This window comes from Capnocytophaga gingivalis ATCC 33624 (assembly GCF_000174755.1).
Lineage (GTDB): Bacteria > Bacteroidota > Bacteroidia > Flavobacteriales > Flavobacteriaceae > Capnocytophaga > Capnocytophaga gingivalis.
The window spans coordinates 139,575-161,209 of the sequence record NZ_ACLQ01000019.1 but is presented as its reverse complement, the minus strand read 5'-3'; the positions used below and the strand labels follow the sequence as shown (position 1 = coordinate 161,209).

Genomic DNA, 21,635 nt, shown 5'->3' with positions numbered 1-21,635 from the left:
AAAGGTTTTAATCATTGACAAGGTCTATCGTAACAATACCATCAGGATCGATCTTCTTGAGTACCACTTTCTGTAAGGTATTGACCAGTTCAGGAGCGAAAGGAGTTTTTACCTTTACATAATTCTCGGTGAATCCATGCATGAATCCGTCCTTATTATCACTCTCGAAGATCACTTGATGGGTAGATCCGAGCTGCTGTTCGTAGAAGTGATGACGCTTCTTAGCAGAGAGGCCACGGAGCATACGGCTTCGCTTGGCACGTACCTCACTGGGGACTACTCCCTCCATTTCCACCGCCTCGGTATTGGCACGTTCGGAATAGGTGAATACATGTAAGTAAGAGATATCCAGCTGGTTTAGGAAATGGTAAGTCTCCAAGAAATGTTCGTCCGTCTCGCCAGGGAAGCCCACAATCACATCGACCCCGATACAAGCATCCGGCATGAGTTCACGGATTTTAGCTACACGATCCTCATAGAGCTCGCGGAGATAGCGGCGCTTCATCTTCTTGAGGATATCATTGCTTCCACTCTGTAGTGGAATGTGAAAATGTGGAACAAAGCTGCGGCTCTGGGCTACAAAAGCAATGGTCTCATCCTTGAGTAAGTTAGGCTCAATAGAAGAGATACGCAAGCGCTCAATTCCCTCAACCGTGTCCAAGGCTTGGATCAGCTCCAAGAAAGTGTGTTCGTGCTTTTTGTTGCCAAATTCTCCTTTGCCATAGTCTCCTATATTGACTCCAGTAAGAACGATTTCTTTGATGTTATTCTCGGATATCTTTTTGGCATTTTGCAAGATATTCTCAATGGTATCACTGCGAGAGATACCACGAGCCATAGGGATAGTACAGTAAGTACATTTGTAATCACAACCGTCCTGAATCTTGAGGAAAGCGCGAGTACGGTCGCCTATAGAATAGCTTCCTACATAGAAATCAGCCTCATTGATATCACAGGAATGAATCTGCCCCTTGTTGAGCTTGGTCAGGTCGTCAATATACTGAGTGATGTTGAATTTTTCCTTGGCACCCAATACCAAGTCCACCCCATCGACAGCGATGAGGTCTTCAGGCTTGAGCTGGGCATAGCAGCCTACTGCGGCTATAAAAGCATTTTCGTTGTGCTTAAGCGCTTTGCGAACAATCTGCCTGAACTGCTTGTCTGCATTTTCCGTTACGGAACAAGTGTTAATGACATAGATATCAGCAGGTTCCTCGAAATCCACCTTGTCAAAACCTTCATTCTCAAAACTGCGGGCAATGGTAGCCGTTTCAGCAAAATTCAGCTTGCATCCCAAGGTATAAAAAGCAACACGTTTTTTCATAAGGGTAAAAGAAATTTGGGGGCAAAGATACAAAAAAATAATGATTAATGATTAACGACAAGGAGCGAAAGTTTTTAGAAGAAACCGTATTTCTATCTAAAAAAGAAGTATCTTTGTACGCTGTAAAAAAATAGCTATCATGGAGCAAACACATACTTTCTTAGATACTACAAATGGTGATTTCTTACTGATAAAAGGAGTTGTAATTACAAAAGATACCACCTACTCAAGCCTTCGTTTGCAATTCCCCTCTCATAAAATATGGGAAGTAGGAACTGGGTATTATTGGATATATTTTGATAAATGTCTCTTCGAAGGAAAACTATTCTATGTGGAGGTTTGTTTCAAAGGAGAAAGCCTATCCGTTATAGAGTTTTCTATGAATGAGCGACAAACCACTTGGGAGAATTGGAGCGAGGCTTATGAACTACAAACAGAGAAATATTATAAACAATGGCTCACCACCCATATAGGAGAAGAACGCTTTTTCGATTGGGGTAAGGTAGGAGTTCATTATGACCGCAAAGGAGGAAGTACTTTTATGTGGGTAAACTATTTAAGTTAGGTAACATATGGAAAATAACAAACTTATCCCTTATATAGAAGAAGCTTATAGGCTTTTTGCCCCCTATAACATTAGCCTTCCACTTACAGTCTGTGATTGTGGCAACTGTATCACTGAGAAGGAACAAAAGCTATTGATAACCAAGCATTTGCGAGAGCTTTCTAGGGATTTGATAGAAACCTATATCAGTGCCATGTTTGACAATGAAGACAAGGCTATAGTAGAGCTTCGTTATTTCCTGCCCCGTATGTTGGAGCTACTTTCGGTAGGGGAAACACTCTATATAGATGAGGGCTTTTCCCTCTCTCGTTGTCATTTTGAGCGCACTCATATATGGAAAGAGGGAGAAATAGCTTTTATGGAGCGCTTTGCAAAAGCCTTTTTCGAAGAAGTACTTGAGGGTGAGTGTCCCCACCTATATAGCACAGCAGAGGATTGGTTGGTTTGTTTTGGCTTGAGTGGCTTACCTATAGCTCCCCTTTTGGAGACTTGGCTACAGCAATCCGGTAAGGTAAAGGCATTGTACGACTTTCAAGAACTTCTCACCTATAGCTTACACCATATAGGAATAGTGTTCAAGCATAGCTATTTTAAGGACAAGCGCCCAGAGCTCAATGAGCAGATAACCACTTGGCTTACGGCACCTCATACCCAGCGCACCTTCCTACAAGCCACAGAAAATCTACTCCTTTCCGATGTAGTATTGGAAGAGGAGGTAGTCTTCGCCTTAGAAACTCTGTATAACCAACTGAGACAATTGAGTGAAGAATGAAAAACGAAAAGTGAAGAATAATCATACTCACTCACCCAGCTATGGGTACTTGCTGGCTTTATTTATTACCTAATTCTAAACTTTTTCTTTTCTCTTTTCCTTAAATTTTGTACCTTTGTACTGCCTAAAAATATAATATTATGGATATAGCACAGTATGTATTAGATTTTGTCAATCAAACACATCGTTCTATTTTCCTAACTGGAAAAGCAGGTACAGGGAAGACAACTCTATTGCATCAGATCATTGCAACTACTTACAAAAATGTAATGGTAGCAGCCCCTACAGGGATTGCAGCCCTCAATGCCAAAGGAGTTACCCTACACTCTCTTTTTCAGTTGCCGTTGGCTACCTTTGTCCCTACTTATAAGGAAGAAGCTGCTTGGCCAGGTAACCTCAATATAGTGACCTCCAAGACCCTTATGAAGCAGCAAAAGATGAATACCTATAAGAGAAGAGTACTCCAAAAATTAGAACTCTTGATTATAGATGAAGTGAGTATGCTCCGTGCTGATACCTTGGATATGATCAATACTGTTCTAAAGTCCATAAGAGGTTCTTCGGCTCCTTTTGGAGGGGTACAAGTACTTTTTATAGGTGATTTGCTACAGCTTCCCCCTGTGGTGAAACAGAGCGAATGGGATATCTTGCAGCATTATTACAAAGGAATCTCCTTTTTCCATGCTAAAGTGATAGAGGAAAATCCTCCCTTGTATTTAGAATTGGAAAAAGTATACCGACAATCCGATGAGGACTTCGTGCAGATACTCAATCACTTGAGAACCAATGAAATTACTCAGAAAGATATACAAACACTGCAACAGTATATACAACCTACTTTTAAGCCTTCTTATAATGATGGCTATATCACCCTGACTACCCATAACTACAAGGCAGATCAGCTCAATGCAGCTGCTTTCAGTGCTATTAAGGCGCCAGTATATACCTATCAGGCGGAGGTGAAGGATGAGTTCCCTGAATATCTCTATCCCTTGGATACCCAACTATCCCTGAAGGTAGGTGCTCAAGTGATGTTTGTCAAAAATGATTTAGAGATTCCTAAGCGCTACTACAATGGAAAAATAGGTGAAGTGGTATACCTTTCCAAGGATGAAATACGAGTGAGACTTTCGGGCGAAGATACTATTATTGAGGTAGGGAAGTATATGTGGGAGCATGTTCGGTATAAGAGCAAGACCAATTCCGAGGAGATAGAGCAAGAGGTATTGGGGACTTTTACTCAGTATCCTTTGCGCTTAGCATGGGCTATTACAGTGCATAAAAGTCAAGGGCTTACCTTCGATAAAGCCGTGATTGATTTGGCCGATGCCTTTGCTTCAGGGCAGACTTATGTAGCTCTCTCACGGTTAAGAAGCCTTGATGGACTTGTCCTGCTCTCCTCCCTCAATGCCAAAGAATTCTTTACCGCTACCGATGTGATAGACTATGCCTCGCAGAAAGCCGATCCAGATACCTTAGCCGATACTTTTTCCTTAGAAAGAAAAGCCTTTTTGGAGAAAGAAGTACTTAAGACCTTCTCTTGGTTGGACTTAGCGGTACAATGGGGGGCACATGTCAATTCGTATAAAGTGGAGAATGCTCGAAGTCTCAAGAGTCAGTTCCGCCAATGGGCTCAGGAGCAGGCTAAGACTTATGATACCATAGTGCAACATTCGGAAAAGTTTCTCAACCAGCTCAAGGGAATCCTCTCCCAACCAAACTATGACAAACACTACTTATTGGAGCGTTTTCACAAGGCTTATGATTATTTCTTTCCACAACTGGAACGATTGACAATAGAGACTTTCTATACCCACTTGCAAGTAAATGGAAAAAAACAAGTGAAAGCCTTTAGCGAAGAGCTTACCCAGTTAGAAGATATACAGATAGACGCTATTACTCAGTTACTTAAAACAAAAATTATCTTAGAATCCATGATAACTCCTTCTTCAGAACAGGAGGAAAAGAGAGCATTCGAGAGAGCTAAGAACTATAGAGAGCGCTTGATAGGACGTGCTTTGGAGAAGTGGAGAGAGGATTCACTTAATGGAAAATTCTCAACAGAAGAACCTACCCTTGTTGCCGAAGGAAAGAAGGAGAAAAAGGGGAAAAAGGAAAAAGCAGAGAAGATATCTACCTATGCCCGTACCTTAGAGCTTTGGAGAGAGAAAAAGAATGTGGCGGAGATTGTGGCAGAGCGAAAGCTTACCGAATCCACCATCTATGGTCATCTGACTAAGTATGTAGAAGAAGGCGTTATTTCCATAGAGGAAGTACTTTCTTCCCAAAGATTGCAACACCTACAGGAGACCTTGCCCACTATATCCGAGGAAGAAACCCTCAATGAGCTCAGGGCAAGAGTAGGGGAGGAGTATAGTTTTGGAGAGATAAAGCTCTTCAGAGCATATTGGTTTCGTCAGAATAAAATCAAAGAAGCATAAAAGAAAGAGGCTATTTTCAAATCAAGAAAGTAGCCTCTTTTATTCCTTTAGAAAAAGTTCTTCATTCAAAACCTATTCTTCATCTATAGGGATATTTTTGATTTTGCTTACAAGGAAGGTGAGTTTTTCATCCTTATCAGCATAGTCTACCGAGATAGTGTCTCCTTCTCTCACTTCGCCTAAGACAATCTTTTCCGCGATTTCATCCTCTATAAAGCGTTGAATAGTACGCTTGAGAGGACGAGCTCCAAACTGTTTGTCATATCCTTTTTCAGCAATAAAGTCCTTCGCCTTGTCTGTGATACGTAGTGAGTATCCCAGTCCTTTCATTCTATCCAATAGTTTTTGGAGTTCTACCTGGACAATACCTTTGATATTATCCTTGTCAAGAGCGTTGAACATCACCACATCGTCAATACGGTTGAGGAACTCAGGAGCAAAAACCTTTTTAAGAGCCCCCTCTACAACAGAGCGTTCGTACTCTTCCGCTTGGGCTGTTTTAGCCATAGTGGAGAAGCCGACTCCCTGTCCGAATTCCTTCACTTGTCGGGCACCGATATTGGAAGTCATGATGATAATTGTATTGCGAAAATCTACTTTTCTGCCTAAGCTATCGGTAAGGAAACCATCGTCCAATACCTGTAAGAGCATATTGAATACATCAGGATGAGCCTTTTCGATTTCGTCCAAGAGGATAACAGAATAAGGCTTACGGCGTACACGCTCAGTGAGTTGTCCTCCTTCCTCGTGACCCACATATCCGGGAGGAGCTCCGATAAGACGAGAGGTTGTGAATTTTTCCATATATTCACTCATATCCAAGCGGATAAGAGATTCCTCAGAATCAAATAATTCACGAGCCAAGATTTTGGCCAATTGTGTTTTTCCGACCCCTGTTTGTCCTATAAAGATAAAGGAACCGATAGGTCGGTTAGGATCCTTAAGTCCGGTACGGTTACGCTTGATAGCTTTTACAATCTTGGAAATAGCCTCTTCTTGTCCGATGACCTTCTCTGTAATGATCTGTTCCAAGGACGAAAGTTTCTTCATCTCGGATTGTTCCATACGGGTGATAGGCACTCCACTCATCATGGAGACTACCTGTGCTATATCGTCGAAACCTACTTCACTACGGTTCTTAAGAGACTCTTTTTCCCAAAGTTCTTTTTCATGGTCTAACTGCTTGTATAAGGTACGTTCGTTGTCTCGATAACGAGCGGCTTCCTCATAGCGAGCTCCACTTACAGCCTCATTCTTAAGCTGTTGTATCTTAGCGATTTCTTCCTCTAAGGCTTCCACCTTTTTAGAGACCTTTATCTGAGAGATGTATACACGTGCTCCAGCTTCATCCATAGCATCTAGCGCCTTGTCTGGGAGGAAGCGGTCTGTAATATATCTGGAGGTAAGCTTCACACAAGCCTCAATAGCCTCGGGAGTATATTTTACATGGTGGTGGTCTTCGTATTTTCCCTTTACATTATTGAGGATTTCTATAGTTTCTTCATAAGAAGTAGGCTCAATAATCACCTTTTGGAAGCGGCGCTCGAGGGCACCATCCTTCTCGATAGATTCCCGATACTCATTCATCGTAGTAGCGCCAATGCATTGGATTTCTCCACGTGCCAAGGCAGGCTTAAACATGTTAGAAGCATCCAAGCTACCAGAAGCGCTTCCGGCACCGACTAAAGTATGAATCTCATCTATGAAGAGGATAACATCCTTATTCTGTTCCAGTTCGTTCATGATAGCCTTCATACGTTCCTCAAACTGCCCGCGGTACTTAGTTCCAGCTACTAAGGAGCCTAAGTCCAGGGTAACCACTCGCTTGTTGAACAAGGCGCGTGATACCTTACGCTCTATGATACGCAGGGCAAGCCCTTCGGCTACAGCACTTTTACCTACTCCAGGTTCTCCTATGAGCAGTGGGTTATTCTTTTTTCTACGGCTAAGAATCTGGGAGACACGCTCTATTTCCTTGAAGCGTCCCACTACAGGGTCTAGTTTCCCTTGCATGGCCATGGCTGTTAAGTCTTTACCAAAATTATCTAAAACAGGTGTATTAGTTTTTTGGTTAGGATTATTTTTCTTAGAGTTAGAGGCTGACAAAAAGTCAGGTTTTGCATCCTCCTCGTCATCTTCGTAAGCATAAGAATCAGAAAAAGCCTTTTCGTCCTGTTTCTTTTCGTTGTTAATGACCTCAAATTGCTGTCTTACATTCTCATAATTAATCTTTTCCAAATTAAGCAATTTGGTAGTGGGATCGCTCTGATTCCTTAAGATACACAAAAGAAGATGAGCGGTATTGATCTGGCTATTTTTGAAAGTTTTCTGTTCTAATACAGTTGCTTTCATAGCTTTGTCAGCTTGTAGGGTCAGTGGGATACTTTTTTCCATTTGTGTGGCAGCAGTATCCGAATAAGAATTGACAGAATTGGCTAAAGATTCTGTTTTTCTCTTCAAAACAGAGAAGTCAGCATGTAGCGCTGTGAGTATGTCAAAAGCACTTCCTTCGGTTTCTTTAAGGAGCCCCAATAGTAAGTGTTCTGTTCCTACGGCACTATGTTTCAGGCGGATAGCTTCAAGCTTTCCGCTATTGACTACATTCTTTACTCTTGGTGAAAAGTTATCATTCATAAGTTGGGTTGTCCTTTCTTTTTATATGGCTAAATTATAAACTTTATTTCATATGGCAAAAATAATGCCATTAATTTTTTGTACAATAGCTATAATATAGCACAGAAATATTTATTTGTTAAAAAAGTAATATCTGCAAAGAATATTTTATCTTAAATTTTCGATACTTTTTTGAATAGTTTCTATCTTGGCCAAGGCATCTGCTTCTTTCTTTCTTTCGTTCTCCACCACTTGTGCAGGAGCGGAGTTGACAAACTTCTCATTGGAGAGTTTGGCACGTACTGACTTGAGGAAGCCTTCTGCATAGGAGAGCTCTTTTTCCAATTTTTCAATCTCTTGAGCTACATCGATCTTGTCCAAGATAGGGATAAAGTACTCATTGGATTTCACACGGAAAGAGATAGCTCCTTCGATGGTTTTTTCTGTATAAGAAATAGAGGAGATATTTCCTAATTTCTGTATGATACTATCCCACTGATTGCCTAAGTGCTCATTGTCAATAACTGATAGACTTATTTCTTCTTTGAAAGCGATGTTTTTTTCCTTTCTTATGGTACGAATACCAGAAATAATCTCTTGAACAAACTCAAAAGTATGTAATAAGGACTCATCAAAAGCCTCCTCTTTAGGATAAGAAGCTACAATAAGTGCTTCTTGAGTGCTTCTTGGTGCTATTTGTTGCCATATTTCTTCGGTAACAAAAGGCATGAAAGGGTGTAAGAGTTTTAGGTTCTCTTCGAATAAGGAAATTACTTCACGGTATGTTTCCTTATCAATAGGGCTACCAAAAGCAGGCTTGATCATTTCCAAAAGCCAAGAACAAAAATCATCCCATACAAGCTTGTATATCTTCATTAGTGCGTCCGAGATACGGTATTTGCTAAAATCATCCTCAGTTTCGCTCAGTATTTTTTGAAATTTGTTTTTGAACCAAAGAATAGACTGTTTGGCATAATCTGGTTGTGGTATGTCAGCCACCTGCCATCCTTTGATCAGGCGGAAAGCATTCCATATCTTATTGGCAAAGGCACTTCCTTGTTGGCAAAGAGCTTCATCAAAAAGTAAGTCATTTCCAGCGGAGGACGATAGCAAGAGCCCTACACGTACTCCATCGGCACCGAAATCCTTGATAAGCTTTAGTGCATCAGGCGAATTGCCCAAGGACTTGGACATCTTGCGGCGGAGCTTATCCCTTACTAATCCTGTTAGGTAGACATTGGTAAAAGGTTTTTCACCGGCAAATTCGTATCCTGCGATAATCATTCTGGCTACCCAGAAGAAGAGAATATCAGGACCTGTTACCAAGTCTTGAGTAGGGTAGTAGTACTTAAACTCCTTGTTGTCAGGATCTAGCACCCCATTGAAAACACTCATCGGCCATAGCCAAGAGGAAAACCAAGTATCAAGAGCATCCTCATCTTGGCGAAGATCCTCCAGAGTGAGGTTCGGGTTATGGTTTTTTTCCTTAGCTAAAGCAAGCGCTTTTTCCTTGGTTTCGGCCACTACATAATCCTCCTTGCCAGTTCCATAGTAATAAGCAGGAATTTGTTGTCCCCACCAGAGTTGGCGAGAGATATTCCAATCACGTACATTCTCCAACCAATGGCGGTAGGTATTGTCAAAGCGCTTAGGGTAGAGTTTGATCTCTTCCGATTCCAAAACGGCTTTCAGTGCAGGCTTAACCAATTCCTCCATCTTGAGGAACCATTGGTCTAAGGGGCGCTGTTCGACCACAGCTCCTGTACGTTCGGAAGTACCTATATTATTGGTATAGTCCTGAGTTTTGGCAAGTAACTTTTTCTCTTCCAATTCTTTGACAATTTCTCTACGAACCTCAAAGCGGTCTTTGCCCTGGTAGTGCATCCCCTGTTCGTTGAGTTTGCCATCATCGGTAAAGGTATCTAAAATAGGCAACTGATATTTTATACCTATCTCATAATCATTGATATCATGTGCAGGTGTAATCTTGAGAGCTCCAGTACCGAATTCCATATCTACATATTCATCTTGGATAATTGGTACAGCGCGCCCTACTACAGGGACAATTACTTTTTTCCCATGTAGGTGCTTGTAGCGCTCGTCATTAGGATTCACACACACAGCCACATCTCCAAAAATCGTTTCAGGGCGGGTAGTGGCTACAGTGAGATATTCCTCGGAATCCTCTACTTTATATATAAGGTAGAAAAGCTTTCCATTCTGTTCTTTGTAGATAACCTCTTCGTCCGAAAGAGTAGTCTTAGCTTCAGGATCCCAATTGACCATACGATATCCACGGTAGATGAGTCCTTTGTTATACAGATCGACAAATACCTTGATGACAGATTGGTATAGCTCATCATCCATGGTGAACTTGGTGCGATTCCAGTCGCAAGAGCAGCCTAATTTTTTTAATTGTTCAAGGATAACCCCTCCATACTGATGAGTCCATTCCCAAGCATGTTTGAGAAATTCCTCACGAGAGAGATCACTTTTTTGGATACCCTGTTCTTTGAGTTTGGCCACTACCTTAGCCTCGGTAGCAATAGAAGCATGATCGGTACCAGGTACCCAACAAGCATTCAGTCCCATAAGGCGTGCACGGCGGATAAGTACATCCTGAATCGTATTGTTCAGCATGTGCCCCATGTGCAAGACACCCGTTACATTTGGTGGAGGGATAACTATGGTGTAAGGGGTTCTCTCATCGGGGGTTGAGGAGAAAAAACCATTTTCCATCCAATAAGAATACCACTTATTTTCGAAATCTTCAGGAGAATATTTTGTTGTAATTTCCATCTTTGGCATGATATTTGTTAGTGTATAAATGTCGCTATTGATTTAGGGGACAAAATTAAAAAAAAAAAATCATATATAATTGGTTTTTTAAAAAAGTATCGTAATTTTGCACCTGCATTCAAAGCGAAGAAACTAAATAGTAATTATAATTTTTAGAACAATGAAAAAAATTTTATTTTTCTTACTTGCTGTAACATTTGGATTTGTTGCACAAGCACAAAACAAAGCTGAAATCAAATTCGTAACTGAAGAGATTGACTATGGTACCATAAAACAAGGTGCTGATGGGCTTCGTGTATTTGAGTTCAAGAACACAGGAAAAGCTCCTCTTGTAATCTCTGGAGCAAGCTCAAGCTGTGGATGTACAGTGCCTTCTTATCCTAAAGATCCAATCGCTCCAGGAGGAACTGGTAAGATTGAAGTAAGATATGATACTAACCGTGTAGGTGCTATCGCTAAAACTATCATGGTTACTTCCAATGCTACTGATACTCCTAACGTAGCCCTTAGAATAAAAGGGAAAGTAGAATAATCAGGAAAAGTTAAGATTTAATATTAACCAAAAGCTGTCTTACAAGACAGCTTTTTTGCTATCATTACTTTATGAAACGAAATCCAAATATAGTACCTCTTTCCAAGGATCATCACTTTGGCTTGCTCCATGTATGGAAGATAAGACAAGGGTTGAAAAAAGAGATAGCCCCAGCACGGATAGCTCAATATGTCGTTTTCCATTGGGAGCATGAGCAAAAAGCACATTTTGAAGAGGAAGAGAAATATCTATTCCCCTATATCACCAACAAGCTCATAGATCAGGCCTTGGAGGAACACGACCTCTTAAGAGACCTTATTGCACAGATAACCACTCAGCCTACTGCGGCGCTATTAGAGGAATATGCTACCCGCCTCAATGATCATATCCGCTACGAAGAGAGAGTGCTCTTTCCCTATATGGAAGAAAATCTCTCAGAAGAACAGCTCACAGAGATAGGAAAAAACCTCTCAGCAGATCCCCATACAGAGGAAGAATCCTATAGTGATGAATTTTGGCAATAGTTTGTAAAATATACCAATATTCAAAAAAAATAATGTATCTTTGCACCCTAAATAAATATAGTTATGATATTACCTATTGTAGCTTATGGAGATCCTGTACTAAGGAAGGAATGTATGCCTATAGCCAAGGATTATCCAGAGCTTCCCAAGCTTATAGAAGATATGTATCAGACCATGTATCACAGTAATGGTGTAGGGCTTGCTGCTCCACAAGTGGGGCTTGCCATCCGCCTTTTTGTGGTAGATACAGAACCTTTTTGTGAGAATGACGATCTGAGTGATGCTGAAAGAGATTATTTGAAGGGCTTTAAAAAGGCTTTTATCAATGCTAAAATTCTCAAAGAAGAAGGAGAGCCATGGCCATTCAGCGAAGGGTGTCTCAGTATTCCAGGTATTAGTGAGGATGTCCTACGCAAGCCCACAATAGTAATTGAGTATCAAGATGAACATTTTGCGACCCATACCGAAACCTTTTCAGGATTGGTAGCCAGAGTGATTCAGCACGAATACGACCATATAGAAGGTATATTGTTCACTGACCACCTTTCTTCATTTAAGAAACAATTGCTTAAGAACAAGCTTAACAATATAAGCAATGGAAAGGTCAAAGTAGGTTATAAAATGAGATTTTTCGAAACCAATAAGAAAAGAACCCGTTAAAATATAATTACACATGAAGTTAAATCAGATATTAACTATTTCAGGCAAACCAGGTCTTTACCAATTACAATCTCGTACTCGTTCAGGATTCTTAGCTCTTTCCCTTCTTGACCAGAAGCGTATCAGTATAGGACTTCGCAACAATGTGAGTCTGCTCTCAGAAATTGCTATTTATACCTTGGAAGGCGAGAAACCTCTTGAAGAAGTATTCAAAGCCATAAAAGAAAAAGAGAATGGGCAAAAAACAGCCGTTTCTCACAAGGCAACAGAGGATGAATTGGAAGCTTATTTCTTCTCTGTAATTCCTAATTATGATGAAGATAAGGTATATCCCAGTGATATAAAGAAGATTATACAATGGTATAACATACTTATTGACAAAGGATTCCTCGAAGAAGAAGCTCCTGTAGCCTCACAAGAGGCTGAAGCCTAAATCTATATAAAAACTAAGCATACACTTTGTAAGATTATTTTTACAAAGTGTATTTTTTTGTGTAAAAAAGTAGGAAATTTTTTTGTATTTTTTAAAAATAAAATTATAATTTTGCCACAATGAAACTCAATAGATATTTTTTTTCAAAACGAACTATAGGGATACTTTTCTGTATTCTCTTGGCAGCACTTACTTGGTTGGTAGGAAAGTTATCCAAGGAAGCGACCCAGCAATATACTATTAAGTTACGCTACATGGAAGTGCCTACTGAGAGATTTGTAGAGATGGAGGCATCCCCTACAATAAAAGTAAAACTCAGGGGAGTAGGTTTTTCTTTGTTCAAATATACCTTCTCGCCCCCAGTGGTTTCCCTCTCAGTACACAAGTTGAAAAAAGTAGGAAGAGATAAGTATGTTTTTACAGAAAATCTAAAACAGCAGCTTAATAGGCAGTATTTTCCAGATGTGAGAATAGAAGAAATACAGCCAGATACTATAAAAATATATTTGAAAAAGATAAAGCAGAAGAAGGTGCCTGTAAGATTACAATTTTCAGGAACTTTACAAGAGGATTATCAAGTAGATTCTTATAAAGTATTTCCTGATTCGGTTGTAGTGAGTGGTTTGGCTGCCGATTTGGATACCATCACAGGAGTCTATTTGCAGAAGAAATATAAGAGGAATGTAACCACCTCTTATTCAGGAGAAATACGCATTACTGATACCCCTAAGCTGCATTATGATACAGACAAAGTAACCTTCTCCCTACAAATGGTACATGTAACTGAGCAAGAAATTAAGGCCAAGGTGCAACTCATACACCAGCCCTTCTCAGTAGAAGTGAAGCTATTTCCAGAAGAAGTACCCCTATTGCTCACAGGAGATGTGGAGACCATACGCAATCTCAAGCCAACGGACATTACTATAGTAGCAGATTATAATCAGCGTAAAGATAGATATATACCATTGGAGGTAAGGAAGAAACCCGCATCCTTGAACGTGAATTTTACCGAACAAAAAGAAGTAGAATACCTTATAATACACGAATGATAGCAACTGTAGGACTTACCGGAGGGATAGGTAGTGGCAAGACAACTATAGCCAATCTGTTTGCTTTACACTTTTCTATACCTATATACATAGCCGATACCAAGGCAAAGGAACTTGTGGCGAATAACAAGCAACTACAGCAGGAAATAGTCGCTCTCTTAGGAGAAGAAGCCTTTGTGGAGGGAAGGTACAATACCTCCTTTGTAGCTCAAGAGGTTTTTTCTAATAAAGAAAAATTGGACAAACTCAATGCTATAATACATCCTTATGTGCAGCAGGACTTCCTCCAATGGAAGAAATCCCAGCAGGCGCCCTATGTGATCAAAGAAGCTGCTATCCTCTTTGAGAGTGGCTCCTACCGAGATTGTGATTTTATTATTATGGTAACCGCTCCATTAGAAGAGCGAATAAAAAGAGTTATGCTTCGTGATAAGATTGATAGAGAAACGGTAGAAAAAAGAATAAAAAATCAATGGAATGATGAAAAAAAATAGAATTATCAACATTTGTTATTGAAAATAGAGAAATCGATAAAAATTTGGATAAAATCGAAATAATTCATTCTAAAATAGTGAAAATGACAGCTGAAAATGTAAGAAATTAACCAAAAAGTTAAACGTTGTTAAAAATGAATTATATAAAAAAAATAATTATAATTTTGCCTGATGAATAAGAGAAGTTATATTGTTACTTTAATATTAATGCCTATAGCTCTTATAGGTCTTATTTCTATTCAGTTTTATTGGGTTAAGGGCTCTATAGATAATAAAGAAGAAGCTTTTACCCATTCGGTGAAACAGGCTTTGAATTCAGTTTCAGAATCGGTAGAACTGAAGGAAATAAATAAGTATATCACCCGATTCATAGAATTGAAAGGAAAAGATAGCTTAGGTTCTTTGAAATCCTCACAGATTCGTGATTTGGTTTTTGTTCAAGAGAATAAGAATACAAAGGAGACATTCACTTACAAGCATCAAGTATTGGAGGAAGGGTATACCGTACCTTCGGAGCTTTTCAATTTGCCTAAAGGAGATACTACTCAGATACGCAATTATGTAAGCCGACAGACCTCTCGTACTTTTGGCCCTAGTAAAGGGTTAGACGGACAGCGATTCAGTAGTACCACTATTAAGGAAAAGACAGGTCGCATTACCTCCTTTGACAAAGCCATGTTCGAGGAACTCTTTCGGGAAGTTTCAGTGAAGCTCTCTATAGAGAATAGGATAACGGCTTCGCAGCTGGAGATACTCATAGAGAGAGAGCTTAGAAACAGAGGACTGAACTTAGATTTTGAATTTGCCGTATATGATAAGTCTCTTTCTGTAGATAAGGAAAAAACCTCTGTTGCTAGTTCGAGGTTCAACCCTTCAGCAAGGAATATGTACACCATACCCTTGTTCAGAAACCAAGAAGGAGAATCTCATTATGAGCTAAAGGTACATTTCCCTGATAAGCAACGCTATCTGCTATCCTCAGTTATCGTAATGGCTATTTGGGTATGTATTTTTACAGCAATTATCATCTGGGCATTTGCCAAGACCTTTATCCAGATGCGTACTCAGAAACAGATTAATGAAATCAAAACCGATTTTATTAATAATATGACCCACGAGTTCAAAACTCCTATAGCCACAATCAATTTGGCTTTGGATGCGATGAAAAACCCCGTGGTGATGAAGGATACTGAGAAAATGTCTTTCTATCTGAAAATGCTCCGAGATGAGAATAAGCGTATGCATGCCCATGTGGAAAATGTCTTGCAGATCTCAAAGCTCGACAAGAACCAAGTAGAAATAGAGAAAGAGCCACTGGATGCTCATGAGCTCATAGACAATGCCATCGCTCATGTACAGCTACTGATCGATGATAGAGGAGGAAAGATCAAGAAGCACTTACATGCAGAAAACTCAGATATATTAGCCAATGAAATGCACTTTACCAATGTGATTGTCAATATATTAGAGAATGCTATTAAGTACTCACCGCAGGCGCCAGATATAGATGTCTTTACAGAAATTGCTCATAACAAATTGGTGATCCGTATACAGGACAAAGGACAGGGAATGAGCAAGGCTGTACTGAAGAAAATCTTTGAAAAATTTTACAGGGAACATACAGGCGATTTGCACAATGTAAAAGGTCATGGGCTCGGGCTTGCTTATGTAAAGCGTATTGTAAAATATCACGATGGGGAAGTATATGCCGAGAGTGAAAAAGGAAAAGGAAGTACGTTTGTGATCAAGGTGCCCCTTATCATCTAATAAATGAAATTTTGTATAAACGTAAAAAAATATATTATTTTTAAATGTTGAAATTATGGAAGCAGTTAATAAAAAAATTCTTCTTGTAGAAGATGACCCAAACTTTGGGACCGTATTGAAAGATTACCTATCCATGAGTGGCTTTGATGTTACTTTGGCCAAGAACGGGATGGAAGGTTTTGATAAGTTCCGCAAGGATCCCTATGATATGTGTATTCTTGATGTTATGATGCCTTACAAAGATGGTTTTACCCTCGCTAAGGAAATTCGTGAAAAGAATGAGAAAGTGCCTATCATTTTCCTTACAGCAAGAACTATGCGTGAGGATGTGATCAAAGGATACAAATCAGGAGCCGATGATTACTTAAATAAACCTTTTGATTCAGAAGTATTGCTCATGAAGATTCGTGCAATGCTCCAAAGAAAGTCAATTGATACAGTAATAGATAGCAAAAAATTCGAATTCCAAATAGGAGACTTTTTCCTAAACTCTAAGCTTCGTTTCCTACGCTACAGAGATGAAGAACCTCTAAAACTCTCTCCTAAAGAAAATGAATTATTGCGCCTATTAGCCCTTCATGAAAATGATTTGATGCCTCGTGAGTTGGCACTGAACAAAATATGGAAAGATGACAACTACTTCACTTCTCGTAGTATGGACGTGTATATAGCAAAACTCCGTAAATATCTCAAGAAAGACGAGAATGTAGAAATTGTAAATATCCATGGCGAAGGTTTCCGACTTCTTACAGGAAAAGAAGAGGAAGAAGAAAACGCCTAATATAGCATAAAAAGATAAAATAACAGGTAATAGGCAAAGTGTTTTTGTTTGTTACCTGTTATTGCATATACAGCTGTGAACACTGGCTGGTTTTTACTCACATACTCGCTTATGCGACTTTATCTAAATAAAATGGTTTCTCTAAAAGAAAAAAGAAATACCTTCCCCAAGGCAGAAAGATTGTGTAATTACCATAGGGTAAACAAGCTCTTCCGAGAGGCAAAGGTATTGAAAAAATATCCATTGAAGCTCCTATATACCCCTATAGAAGGCTCTACACAACCTACCCAACTGCTCATCAGTGTTCCTAAAAGGCTTATGAAAAAAGCAGTGGATAGGAATAGAATGAAGCGCCTGATAAGGGAGAGCTATCGCCATCAGAAGTCGCTGCTCTCTACAGAGCGTACCTACTCCTTGGCGTTGCTCTATATGAGCAAGGAAGAACTTTCCTACAGAGAGATCTATGCCTTGGTGGGAGAATTGTTAAAAGAACTCTCTACACAAGACTGATTTCTAAGGAAAAAAGGATTGAGAAAAAAAATATGAAAAAAACATGGAAATGTCATATTTTTTTGTACATTTGCCACTACAAATTAAAGTTATATTATGAATTTACATGAATATCAAGGAAAGGAAATTCTCTCAAGCTTCGGTGTACGTGTACAGCGTGGTATTGTAGCCACTACAGCCGATGAAGCTGTCAAAGCAGCAGAAAAGCTTACAGAACAAACAGGAACACAATGGTATGTAGTAAAAGCTCAAATCCATGCAGGAGGACGAGGAAAAGGAGGAGGCGTGAAGCTTGCTAAGAACTTGGAGCAGGTTAAAGAAATTTCTTCCCAAATCATAGGGATGCATTTGGTAACTCCACAAACCCCTAAGGAAGGAAAAAAAGTACACCAAGTACTTATCGCTGAGGATGTATTCTACCCAGGAGAAAGCGAGCCTAAGGAATACTACATGTCGATCCTACTGAATCGTGCTAAAGGAAAGAATATGATTATGTATTCTACCGAAGGAGGTATGGATATAGAAGCAGTCGCTGAAAAAACTCCTCACCTAATCTTTACTGAAGAGATAGACCCAGAATTGGGATTGCTCCCTTTTCAAGCAAGAAATGTAGCTTTTAATTTAGGACTGGAAGGAGAGGCTTTCAAGGAAATGGTCAAGTTCGTAACTTCACTATACAAAGCTTATATCACTTCTGATGCGAATTTGTTCGAAATCAACCCAGTGCTCAAAACCTCTGATAATAAAATACTTGCGGTAGATGCCAAAGTTACCATAGATGATAACGCTCTTTTCCGTCATAAGGACTATGCCGAATTGCGAGATACTCGTGAGGAGCGACCTATCGAGGTAGAAGCCAAAGCCGCGGGTCTTAACTATGTAGACTTGGATGGTAATGTGGGATGTATGGTCAATGGCGCTGGTCTTGCGATGGCTACCATGGACCTTATCAAACAAGCGGGAGGAGAACCTGCTAACTTCTTGGATGTAGGAGGTACTGCCGATGCCGCTCGTGTAGAAACAGCTTTCCGTATCATCCTAAAAGATCCAAATGTAAAGGCAATATTAGTGAATATCTTTGGAGGTATCGTACGTTGTGACCGTGTAGCACAAGGTATTGTAGATGCTTATAAGAATATGGGAACTGATATTAAAGTGCCTATTATCGTTCGCCTACAGGGAACTAATGCTGAGATTGCCAAAGAGATTATTGACAAATCAGGATTGGCTGTGCATTCAGCTATTCAGTTCCAAGAAGCAGCTGACAAAGTAAAAGAAGTACTAAAGTAACCAAGTATCATATTGTAATAGAAAGCCTTGTTATCAAGGCTTTCTTTTTAATGTTAAATAACTTATGTATAATTCAACTATTATAGGAACAGGCTATTATGTGCCAGAAAATATTGTAACCAATGATGATCTCTCTAAGCTGATGGATACTTCCGATGAGTGGATTAGAGAGCGTACAGGGATAGAACAACGACGATTTGCCACCCGAGGGAAAGATACTACTACCTCCATGGGGGTACGTGCCGCCGAGAGAGCTATAGAAAAAGCGAAAATAAATAAGGAAGATATCGATTTTCTTATCTTTGCGACCCTTAGTCCCGATTATTATTTCCCTGGTTGTGGGGTTTTAGCTCAGAAAGAGTTAGGTCTTGGTACCATAGGAGCTTTGGATATACGCAACCAATGTTCAGGCTTTGTATATGCCCTATCAGTAGCAGATCAGTTTATCAAAACAGGGATGTATAAGAATATCTTGGTAATAGCTTCTGAGATGCAGTCGCCCGCCTTAGACCTCAACACACGAGGGCGCAATATGGCAGTACTTTTCGGAGATGGGGCAGGAGCTGTGGTACTCTCTCGCACTACCCAGGAAGGTAAAGGTATTCTCTCTTCACACCTACACAGTGAGGGTGCGCATGCAGAGGAATTGGCTATCGTTACCCCTGGAGTAGGGAAGAAGTGGGTTACCGATCTTATCAAGGAAAATGACCCAGAAGATACCTCCTATTACCCTTATATGAATGGACAATTTGTCTTCAAGAATGCTGTGGTACGCTTCTCAGAAGTGATTATGGAGGGGCTTAAGGCTAACAACCTTACCGAAGGGGATATAGATCTATTCATCCCCCACCAAGCCAACTTGCGTATATCCCAGTTTATCCAACAGAAATTCAAACTTTCTGATGCTCAGGTGTTCAACAATATTCAGAAATATGGGAACACGACAGCAGCGTCTATAGGAATAGCCTTAGCGGAAGCGGTGGAACAAGGACGTGTCAAGGAAAATGATTTGCTTGTCTTAGCTGCTTTTGGTAGTGGTTTCACTTGGGGAAGCGTAGTGATTAGGTATTAGTCCTTTATGCGACTCCTTGATTAAGAAGCTAATTATATCCTTTTAGAAAAACATTTAGAGCCCTGAGTACCTTCAGGGCTTTTTTATATATTTACACTTTGGTTTATTATTTCTACTTGTGAATTGCTTTCAAATTCGTAACTTTTTGATCTGAAAAAAACTACTAATATGGGTGTAAAAGTATAAGACTACTATTACCCACTCAAACAATAAAATAAAGGAATTTATAGTCTTTCCAAACAGGATAAAAAGGATAGTAAGTGGGAGTAAAACAAGGTTTTTCTATTTCTATTATATGTACAATAAAATCTTTAGTGAAATTAAATAAGGGAGCTTTAAGCTCCCTTATTTAATTTGCTGCATAAAAGAAAAACAATATCTTATACATCGAAATCTTTCCAAGTTTTCATTACTTCCCTAATTACCTCCCTGATTTCTTCATAAAGAGGTTGGTTATCTAATAAATCCTTTAGTTCACTACCATACTTCTCAATAATTCGTCTCTGAGCTACTCTATTGACGAGCATTTCCATATCCCCTTGCTTTACAAAAGGTATTAAATTATCAAGGAAATTTCGGTACTCTTCAAATTCGTCCTCTCCCAAAACCTCCTGAATAATTTCGAAAGCTAAGCTTCCATAATTTAAACGTAGATATTCGCTTAGGATAATCCTCATATTTCCTGTTTCCAGGTCTACAAGTTCATCCTTTAGTTCATTATTGATGATATTATCAATAAACTCTCTACTGGGTTCGAAACCTGGTCTGTTATAATAGAACCAGGTATCTATATCATTTCTTAATTTATCTTGAAACATGGCAAATTAATTTTAATGTATTATATTTAATATATGTATTATAATTATTATTATTTTGTATTATTTTTTTCTATAAAGAAGGTTTTTGAATAGTCTACATAGTTTAAATCCAACATAAAATTAGTAGGAGCTGTTTTTTTGTTATAATAGAATTTTTCTCCCTTTTTTATCTTGCATAGAAATACATAATTACCTTTCACTCCTGATATATTTAGTTCATATCTTGGAATTTTTTTAGAGGATCTTTCTATGACTTCTTTTTCAATCATGGAAAGAGTTGGTTGCACATTAAAATCTTTGAGAGTATCAGCTAAAGCAACAAAGTGATAATCATTATTAAATTTTTCAACCTTGGCGAATGGTTTTCCTCCATATAGGATTTTTCCATCTTCATCATAGGCTATATACTCCCCTTCAAAATCACTTACAGAATTATAAGAAGGAGAAAATACGGAGGGAGTACCACCATTACATCCTGCCAAGAATGTAAGAATTAAGCTTAGTTTTAAAATACTTTTCATTTTAATTTGACTTTGCAAAGATACAACTTTTAAAATATTTGTACAAATATTTTAAAGTTGTGAATTGCTTTCAAATTCGTAACTTTGTGACCTCAAACAACTGGTAAAACAAATATTGTACATCTTCGCGTTGTGAATTGCTTTCAAATTCGTAACTTTGTGATCTCAAACAACCTTTCTTTGTAACCTCAGTTTCCTTATACAGTTGTGAATTGCTTTCAAATTCGTAACTTGTGATCTCAAACAACATCGCCCAAATGCTGATACCCTCAAGCTAAGTTGTGAATTGCTTTCAAATTCGTAACTTTGTGATCTCAAACAACACCTTTCGGCTGTCAAGTCCTACTGAATTAGGTTGTGAATTGCTTTCAAATTCGTAACTTTGTGATCTCAAACAACAACACGGGCTACGCTTTCCGGTTGGTGGTTGTGAATTGCTTTCAAATTCGTAACTTTGTGATCTCAAACAACATTATTTCATAATCAAATGCTGTATAGTGTTGTGAATTGCTTTCAAATTCGTAACTTTGTGATCTCAAACAACGACTATCTAGTATATATTGTTTTTTGCAGTTGTTGTGAATTGCTTTCAAATTCGTAACTTTGTGATCTCAAACAACTTAACATTACACGCCAAGTACAAGCGAGGGTTGTGAATTGCTTTCAAATT

Annotated in this window: 19 protein-coding genes and 1 CRISPR repeat array (1 of these 20 only partly in view); of the genes, 14 read left to right on the top strand and 5 right to left on the bottom strand. The window is 39.1% G+C overall.

Annotation, left to right across the window (positions count from 1 at the left end):
• Positions 1–7: 7 nt before the first annotated feature.
• Positions 8–1,324 (bottom strand): tRNA (N(6)-L-threonylcarbamoyladenosine(37)-C(2))-methylthiotransferase MtaB, encoded by a 1,317-nt coding sequence (mtaB, locus tag CAPGI0001_RS07000; RefSeq protein WP_002668237.1) that lies wholly within the window; start codon positions 1,322–1,324, stop codon positions 8–10.
• A gap of 139 nt (positions 1,325–1,463) precedes the next feature.
• On the opposite strand from mtaB, the gene CAPGI0001_RS06995 reads away from it, so the two are divergent.
• The 3 genes from CAPGI0001_RS06995 (at position 1,464) to CAPGI0001_RS06985 (ending at position 5,102) form a co-directional block, all read left to right on the top strand.
• A complete protein-coding gene (locus CAPGI0001_RS06995) occupies positions 1,464–1,889 on the top strand; it encodes a hypothetical protein (RefSeq protein WP_002668097.1) in 426 nt (141 codons plus the stop codon).
• Positions 1,890–1,896: 7 nt separating this feature from the next.
• Positions 1,897–2,661 carry a hypothetical protein gene (locus tag CAPGI0001_RS06990; RefSeq protein ID WP_002667944.1) on the top strand — a complete coding sequence of 255 codons (765 nt, stop codon included), beginning with the start codon at positions 1,897–1,899 and terminating at the stop codon, positions 2,659–2,661.
• Positions 2,662–2,801: 140 nt separating this feature from the next.
• Complete coding sequence (locus CAPGI0001_RS06985; protein ID WP_002668153.1) at positions 2,802–5,102, top strand: helix-turn-helix domain-containing protein; 2,301 nt, start codon at positions 2,802–2,804, stop codon at positions 5,100–5,102.
• Positions 5,103–5,174: 72 nt separating this feature from the next.
• On the opposite strand, the gene CAPGI0001_RS06980 is transcribed toward CAPGI0001_RS06985, so the two are convergent.
• Positions 5,175–7,736, bottom strand: a complete 2,562-nt coding sequence (locus tag CAPGI0001_RS06980; RefSeq protein ID WP_002668182.1) for an ATP-dependent Clp protease ATP-binding subunit — start codon at positions 7,734–7,736, stop codon at positions 5,175–5,177.
• A 147-nt stretch (positions 7,737–7,883) separates the two neighbouring features.
• Positions 7,884–10,523, bottom strand: coding sequence for a valine--tRNA ligase (locus CAPGI0001_RS06975; protein ID WP_002668467.1), 2,640 nt, complete (start codon positions 10,521–10,523; stop codon positions 7,884–7,886).
• A 151-nt stretch (positions 10,524–10,674) separates the two neighbouring features.
• On the opposite strand from CAPGI0001_RS06975, the gene CAPGI0001_RS06970 reads away from it, so the two are divergent.
• From CAPGI0001_RS06970 to CAPGI0001_RS06920, 11 genes are all read left to right on the top strand, one after another.
• Positions 10,675–11,046: a DUF1573 domain-containing protein gene (locus CAPGI0001_RS06970; RefSeq protein ID WP_002667942.1), complete on the top strand. Its 372-nt coding sequence runs from the start codon at positions 10,675–10,677 to the stop codon at positions 11,044–11,046.
• 71 nt (positions 11,047–11,117) lie between these two features.
• Positions 11,118–11,570, top strand: a complete 453-nt coding sequence (locus CAPGI0001_RS06965) for a hemerythrin domain-containing protein (RefSeq protein WP_002668066.1) — start codon at positions 11,118–11,120, stop codon at positions 11,568–11,570.
• Between the two features lie 63 nt (positions 11,571–11,633).
• Positions 11,634–12,230, top strand: coding sequence for a peptide deformylase (def, locus tag CAPGI0001_RS06960; protein ID WP_002668472.1), 597 nt, complete (start codon positions 11,634–11,636; stop codon positions 12,228–12,230).
• Between the two features lie 13 nt (positions 12,231–12,243).
• The gene (locus CAPGI0001_RS06955; protein WP_002668348.1) at positions 12,244–12,663 is read left to right on the top strand and encodes a DUF5606 family protein; all 420 of its coding nucleotides are present in this window, start codon (positions 12,244–12,246) and stop codon (positions 12,661–12,663) included.
• 119 nt (positions 12,664–12,782) lie between these two features.
• Positions 12,783–13,712 (top strand): CdaR family protein, encoded by a 930-nt coding sequence (locus CAPGI0001_RS06950; RefSeq protein ID WP_002668155.1) that lies wholly within the window; start codon positions 12,783–12,785, stop codon positions 13,710–13,712.
• Positions 13,709–14,206, top strand: a complete 498-nt coding sequence (gene coaE / locus CAPGI0001_RS06945) for a dephospho-CoA kinase (RefSeq protein ID WP_002668268.1) — start codon at positions 13,709–13,711, stop codon at positions 14,204–14,206. The genes CAPGI0001_RS06950 and coaE overlap by 4 nt, the downstream gene beginning before the upstream one ends.
• A gap of 171 nt (positions 14,207–14,377) precedes the next feature.
• Positions 14,378–15,973 (top strand): sensor histidine kinase, encoded by a 1,596-nt coding sequence (locus tag CAPGI0001_RS06940; protein WP_040359893.1) that lies wholly within the window; start codon positions 14,378–14,380, stop codon positions 15,971–15,973.
• Between the two features lie 55 nt (positions 15,974–16,028).
• Positions 16,029–16,754 carry a response regulator transcription factor gene (locus CAPGI0001_RS06935; RefSeq protein ID WP_002668520.1) on the top strand — a complete coding sequence of 242 codons (726 nt, stop codon included), beginning with the start codon at positions 16,029–16,031 and terminating at the stop codon, positions 16,752–16,754.
• A 111-nt stretch (positions 16,755–16,865) separates the two neighbouring features.
• Positions 16,866–17,264 carry a ribonuclease P protein component gene (locus CAPGI0001_RS06930; RefSeq protein WP_232781161.1) on the top strand — a complete coding sequence of 133 codons (399 nt, stop codon included), beginning with the start codon at positions 16,866–16,868 and terminating at the stop codon, positions 17,262–17,264.
• Positions 17,265–17,360: 96 nt separating this feature from the next.
• A complete protein-coding gene (gene sucC / locus CAPGI0001_RS06925) occupies positions 17,361–18,554 on the top strand; it encodes an ADP-forming succinate--CoA ligase subunit beta (RefSeq protein WP_002668555.1) in 1,194 nt (397 codons plus the stop codon).
• 64 nt (positions 18,555–18,618) lie between these two features.
• A complete protein-coding gene (locus CAPGI0001_RS06920; protein ID WP_002667978.1) occupies positions 18,619–19,626 on the top strand; it encodes a 3-oxoacyl-ACP synthase III family protein in 1,008 nt (335 codons plus the stop codon).
• A 380-nt stretch (positions 19,627–20,006) separates the two neighbouring features.
• Here CAPGI0001_RS06920 and CAPGI0001_RS06915 read toward each other — a convergent pair whose 3' ends face one another.
• Positions 20,007–20,444, bottom strand: a complete 438-nt coding sequence (locus CAPGI0001_RS06915; protein WP_002667988.1) for a hypothetical protein — start codon at positions 20,442–20,444, stop codon at positions 20,007–20,009.
• Positions 20,445–20,494: 50 nt separating this feature from the next.
• Positions 20,495–20,965, bottom strand: a complete 471-nt coding sequence (locus CAPGI0001_RS06910; RefSeq protein WP_002668001.1) for a hypothetical protein — start codon at positions 20,963–20,965, stop codon at positions 20,495–20,497.
• A gap of 56 nt (positions 20,966–21,021) precedes the next feature.
• A CRISPR array of direct repeats spans positions 21,022–21,635; the repeat unit is 45 nt; unit sequence GTTGTGAATTGCTTTCAAATTCGTAACTTTGTGATCTCAAACAAC; it runs 469 nt beyond the window's last position.

What these genes read in the sequence shown, in the direction of transcription:
- mtaB (WP_002668237.1), bottom strand. Translation starts at nt 1,324, where the DNA reads ATGAAAAAACGTGTTGCTTTTTATACCTTGGGATGCAAGCTGAATTTT.
- CAPGI0001_RS06995 (WP_002668097.1), top strand. Translation starts at nt 1,464, where the DNA reads ATGGAGCAAACACATACTTTCTTAGATACTACAAATGGTGATTTCTTA.
- CAPGI0001_RS06990 (WP_002667944.1), top strand. Translation starts at nt 1,897, where the DNA reads ATGGAAAATAACAAACTTATCCCTTATATAGAAGAAGCTTATAGGCTT.
- CAPGI0001_RS06985 (WP_002668153.1), top strand. Translation starts at nt 2,802, where the DNA reads ATGGATATAGCACAGTATGTATTAGATTTTGTCAATCAAACACATCGT.
- CAPGI0001_RS06980 (WP_002668182.1), bottom strand. Translation starts at nt 7,736, where the DNA reads ATGAATGATAACTTTTCACCAAGAGTAAAGAATGTAGTCAATAGCGGA.
- CAPGI0001_RS06975 (WP_002668467.1), bottom strand. Translation starts at nt 10,523, where the DNA reads ATGCCAAAGATGGAAATTACAACAAAATATTCTCCTGAAGATTTCGAA.
- CAPGI0001_RS06970 (WP_002667942.1), top strand. Translation starts at nt 10,675, where the DNA reads ATGAAAAAAATTTTATTTTTCTTACTTGCTGTAACATTTGGATTTGTT.
- CAPGI0001_RS06965 (WP_002668066.1), top strand. Translation starts at nt 11,118, where the DNA reads ATGAAACGAAATCCAAATATAGTACCTCTTTCCAAGGATCATCACTTT.
- def (WP_002668472.1), top strand. Translation starts at nt 11,634, where the DNA reads ATGATATTACCTATTGTAGCTTATGGAGATCCTGTACTAAGGAAGGAA.
- CAPGI0001_RS06955 (WP_002668348.1), top strand. Translation starts at nt 12,244, where the DNA reads ATGAAGTTAAATCAGATATTAACTATTTCAGGCAAACCAGGTCTTTAC.
- CAPGI0001_RS06950 (WP_002668155.1), top strand. Translation starts at nt 12,783, where the DNA reads ATGAAACTCAATAGATATTTTTTTTCAAAACGAACTATAGGGATACTT.
- coaE (WP_002668268.1), top strand. Translation starts at nt 13,709, where the DNA reads ATGATAGCAACTGTAGGACTTACCGGAGGGATAGGTAGTGGCAAGACA.
- CAPGI0001_RS06940 (WP_040359893.1), top strand. Translation starts at nt 14,378, where the DNA reads ATGAATAAGAGAAGTTATATTGTTACTTTAATATTAATGCCTATAGCT.
- CAPGI0001_RS06935 (WP_002668520.1), top strand. Translation starts at nt 16,029, where the DNA reads ATGGAAGCAGTTAATAAAAAAATTCTTCTTGTAGAAGATGACCCAAAC.
- CAPGI0001_RS06930 (WP_232781161.1), top strand. Translation starts at nt 16,866, where the DNA reads ATGCGACTTTATCTAAATAAAATGGTTTCTCTAAAAGAAAAAAGAAAT.
- sucC (WP_002668555.1), top strand. Translation starts at nt 17,361, where the DNA reads ATGAATTTACATGAATATCAAGGAAAGGAAATTCTCTCAAGCTTCGGT.
- CAPGI0001_RS06920 (WP_002667978.1), top strand. Translation starts at nt 18,619, where the DNA reads ATGTATAATTCAACTATTATAGGAACAGGCTATTATGTGCCAGAAAAT.
- CAPGI0001_RS06915 (WP_002667988.1), bottom strand. Translation starts at nt 20,444, where the DNA reads ATGTTTCAAGATAAATTAAGAAATGATATAGATACCTGGTTCTATTAT.
- CAPGI0001_RS06910 (WP_002668001.1), bottom strand. Translation starts at nt 20,965, where the DNA reads ATGAAAAGTATTTTAAAACTAAGCTTAATTCTTACATTCTTGGCAGGA.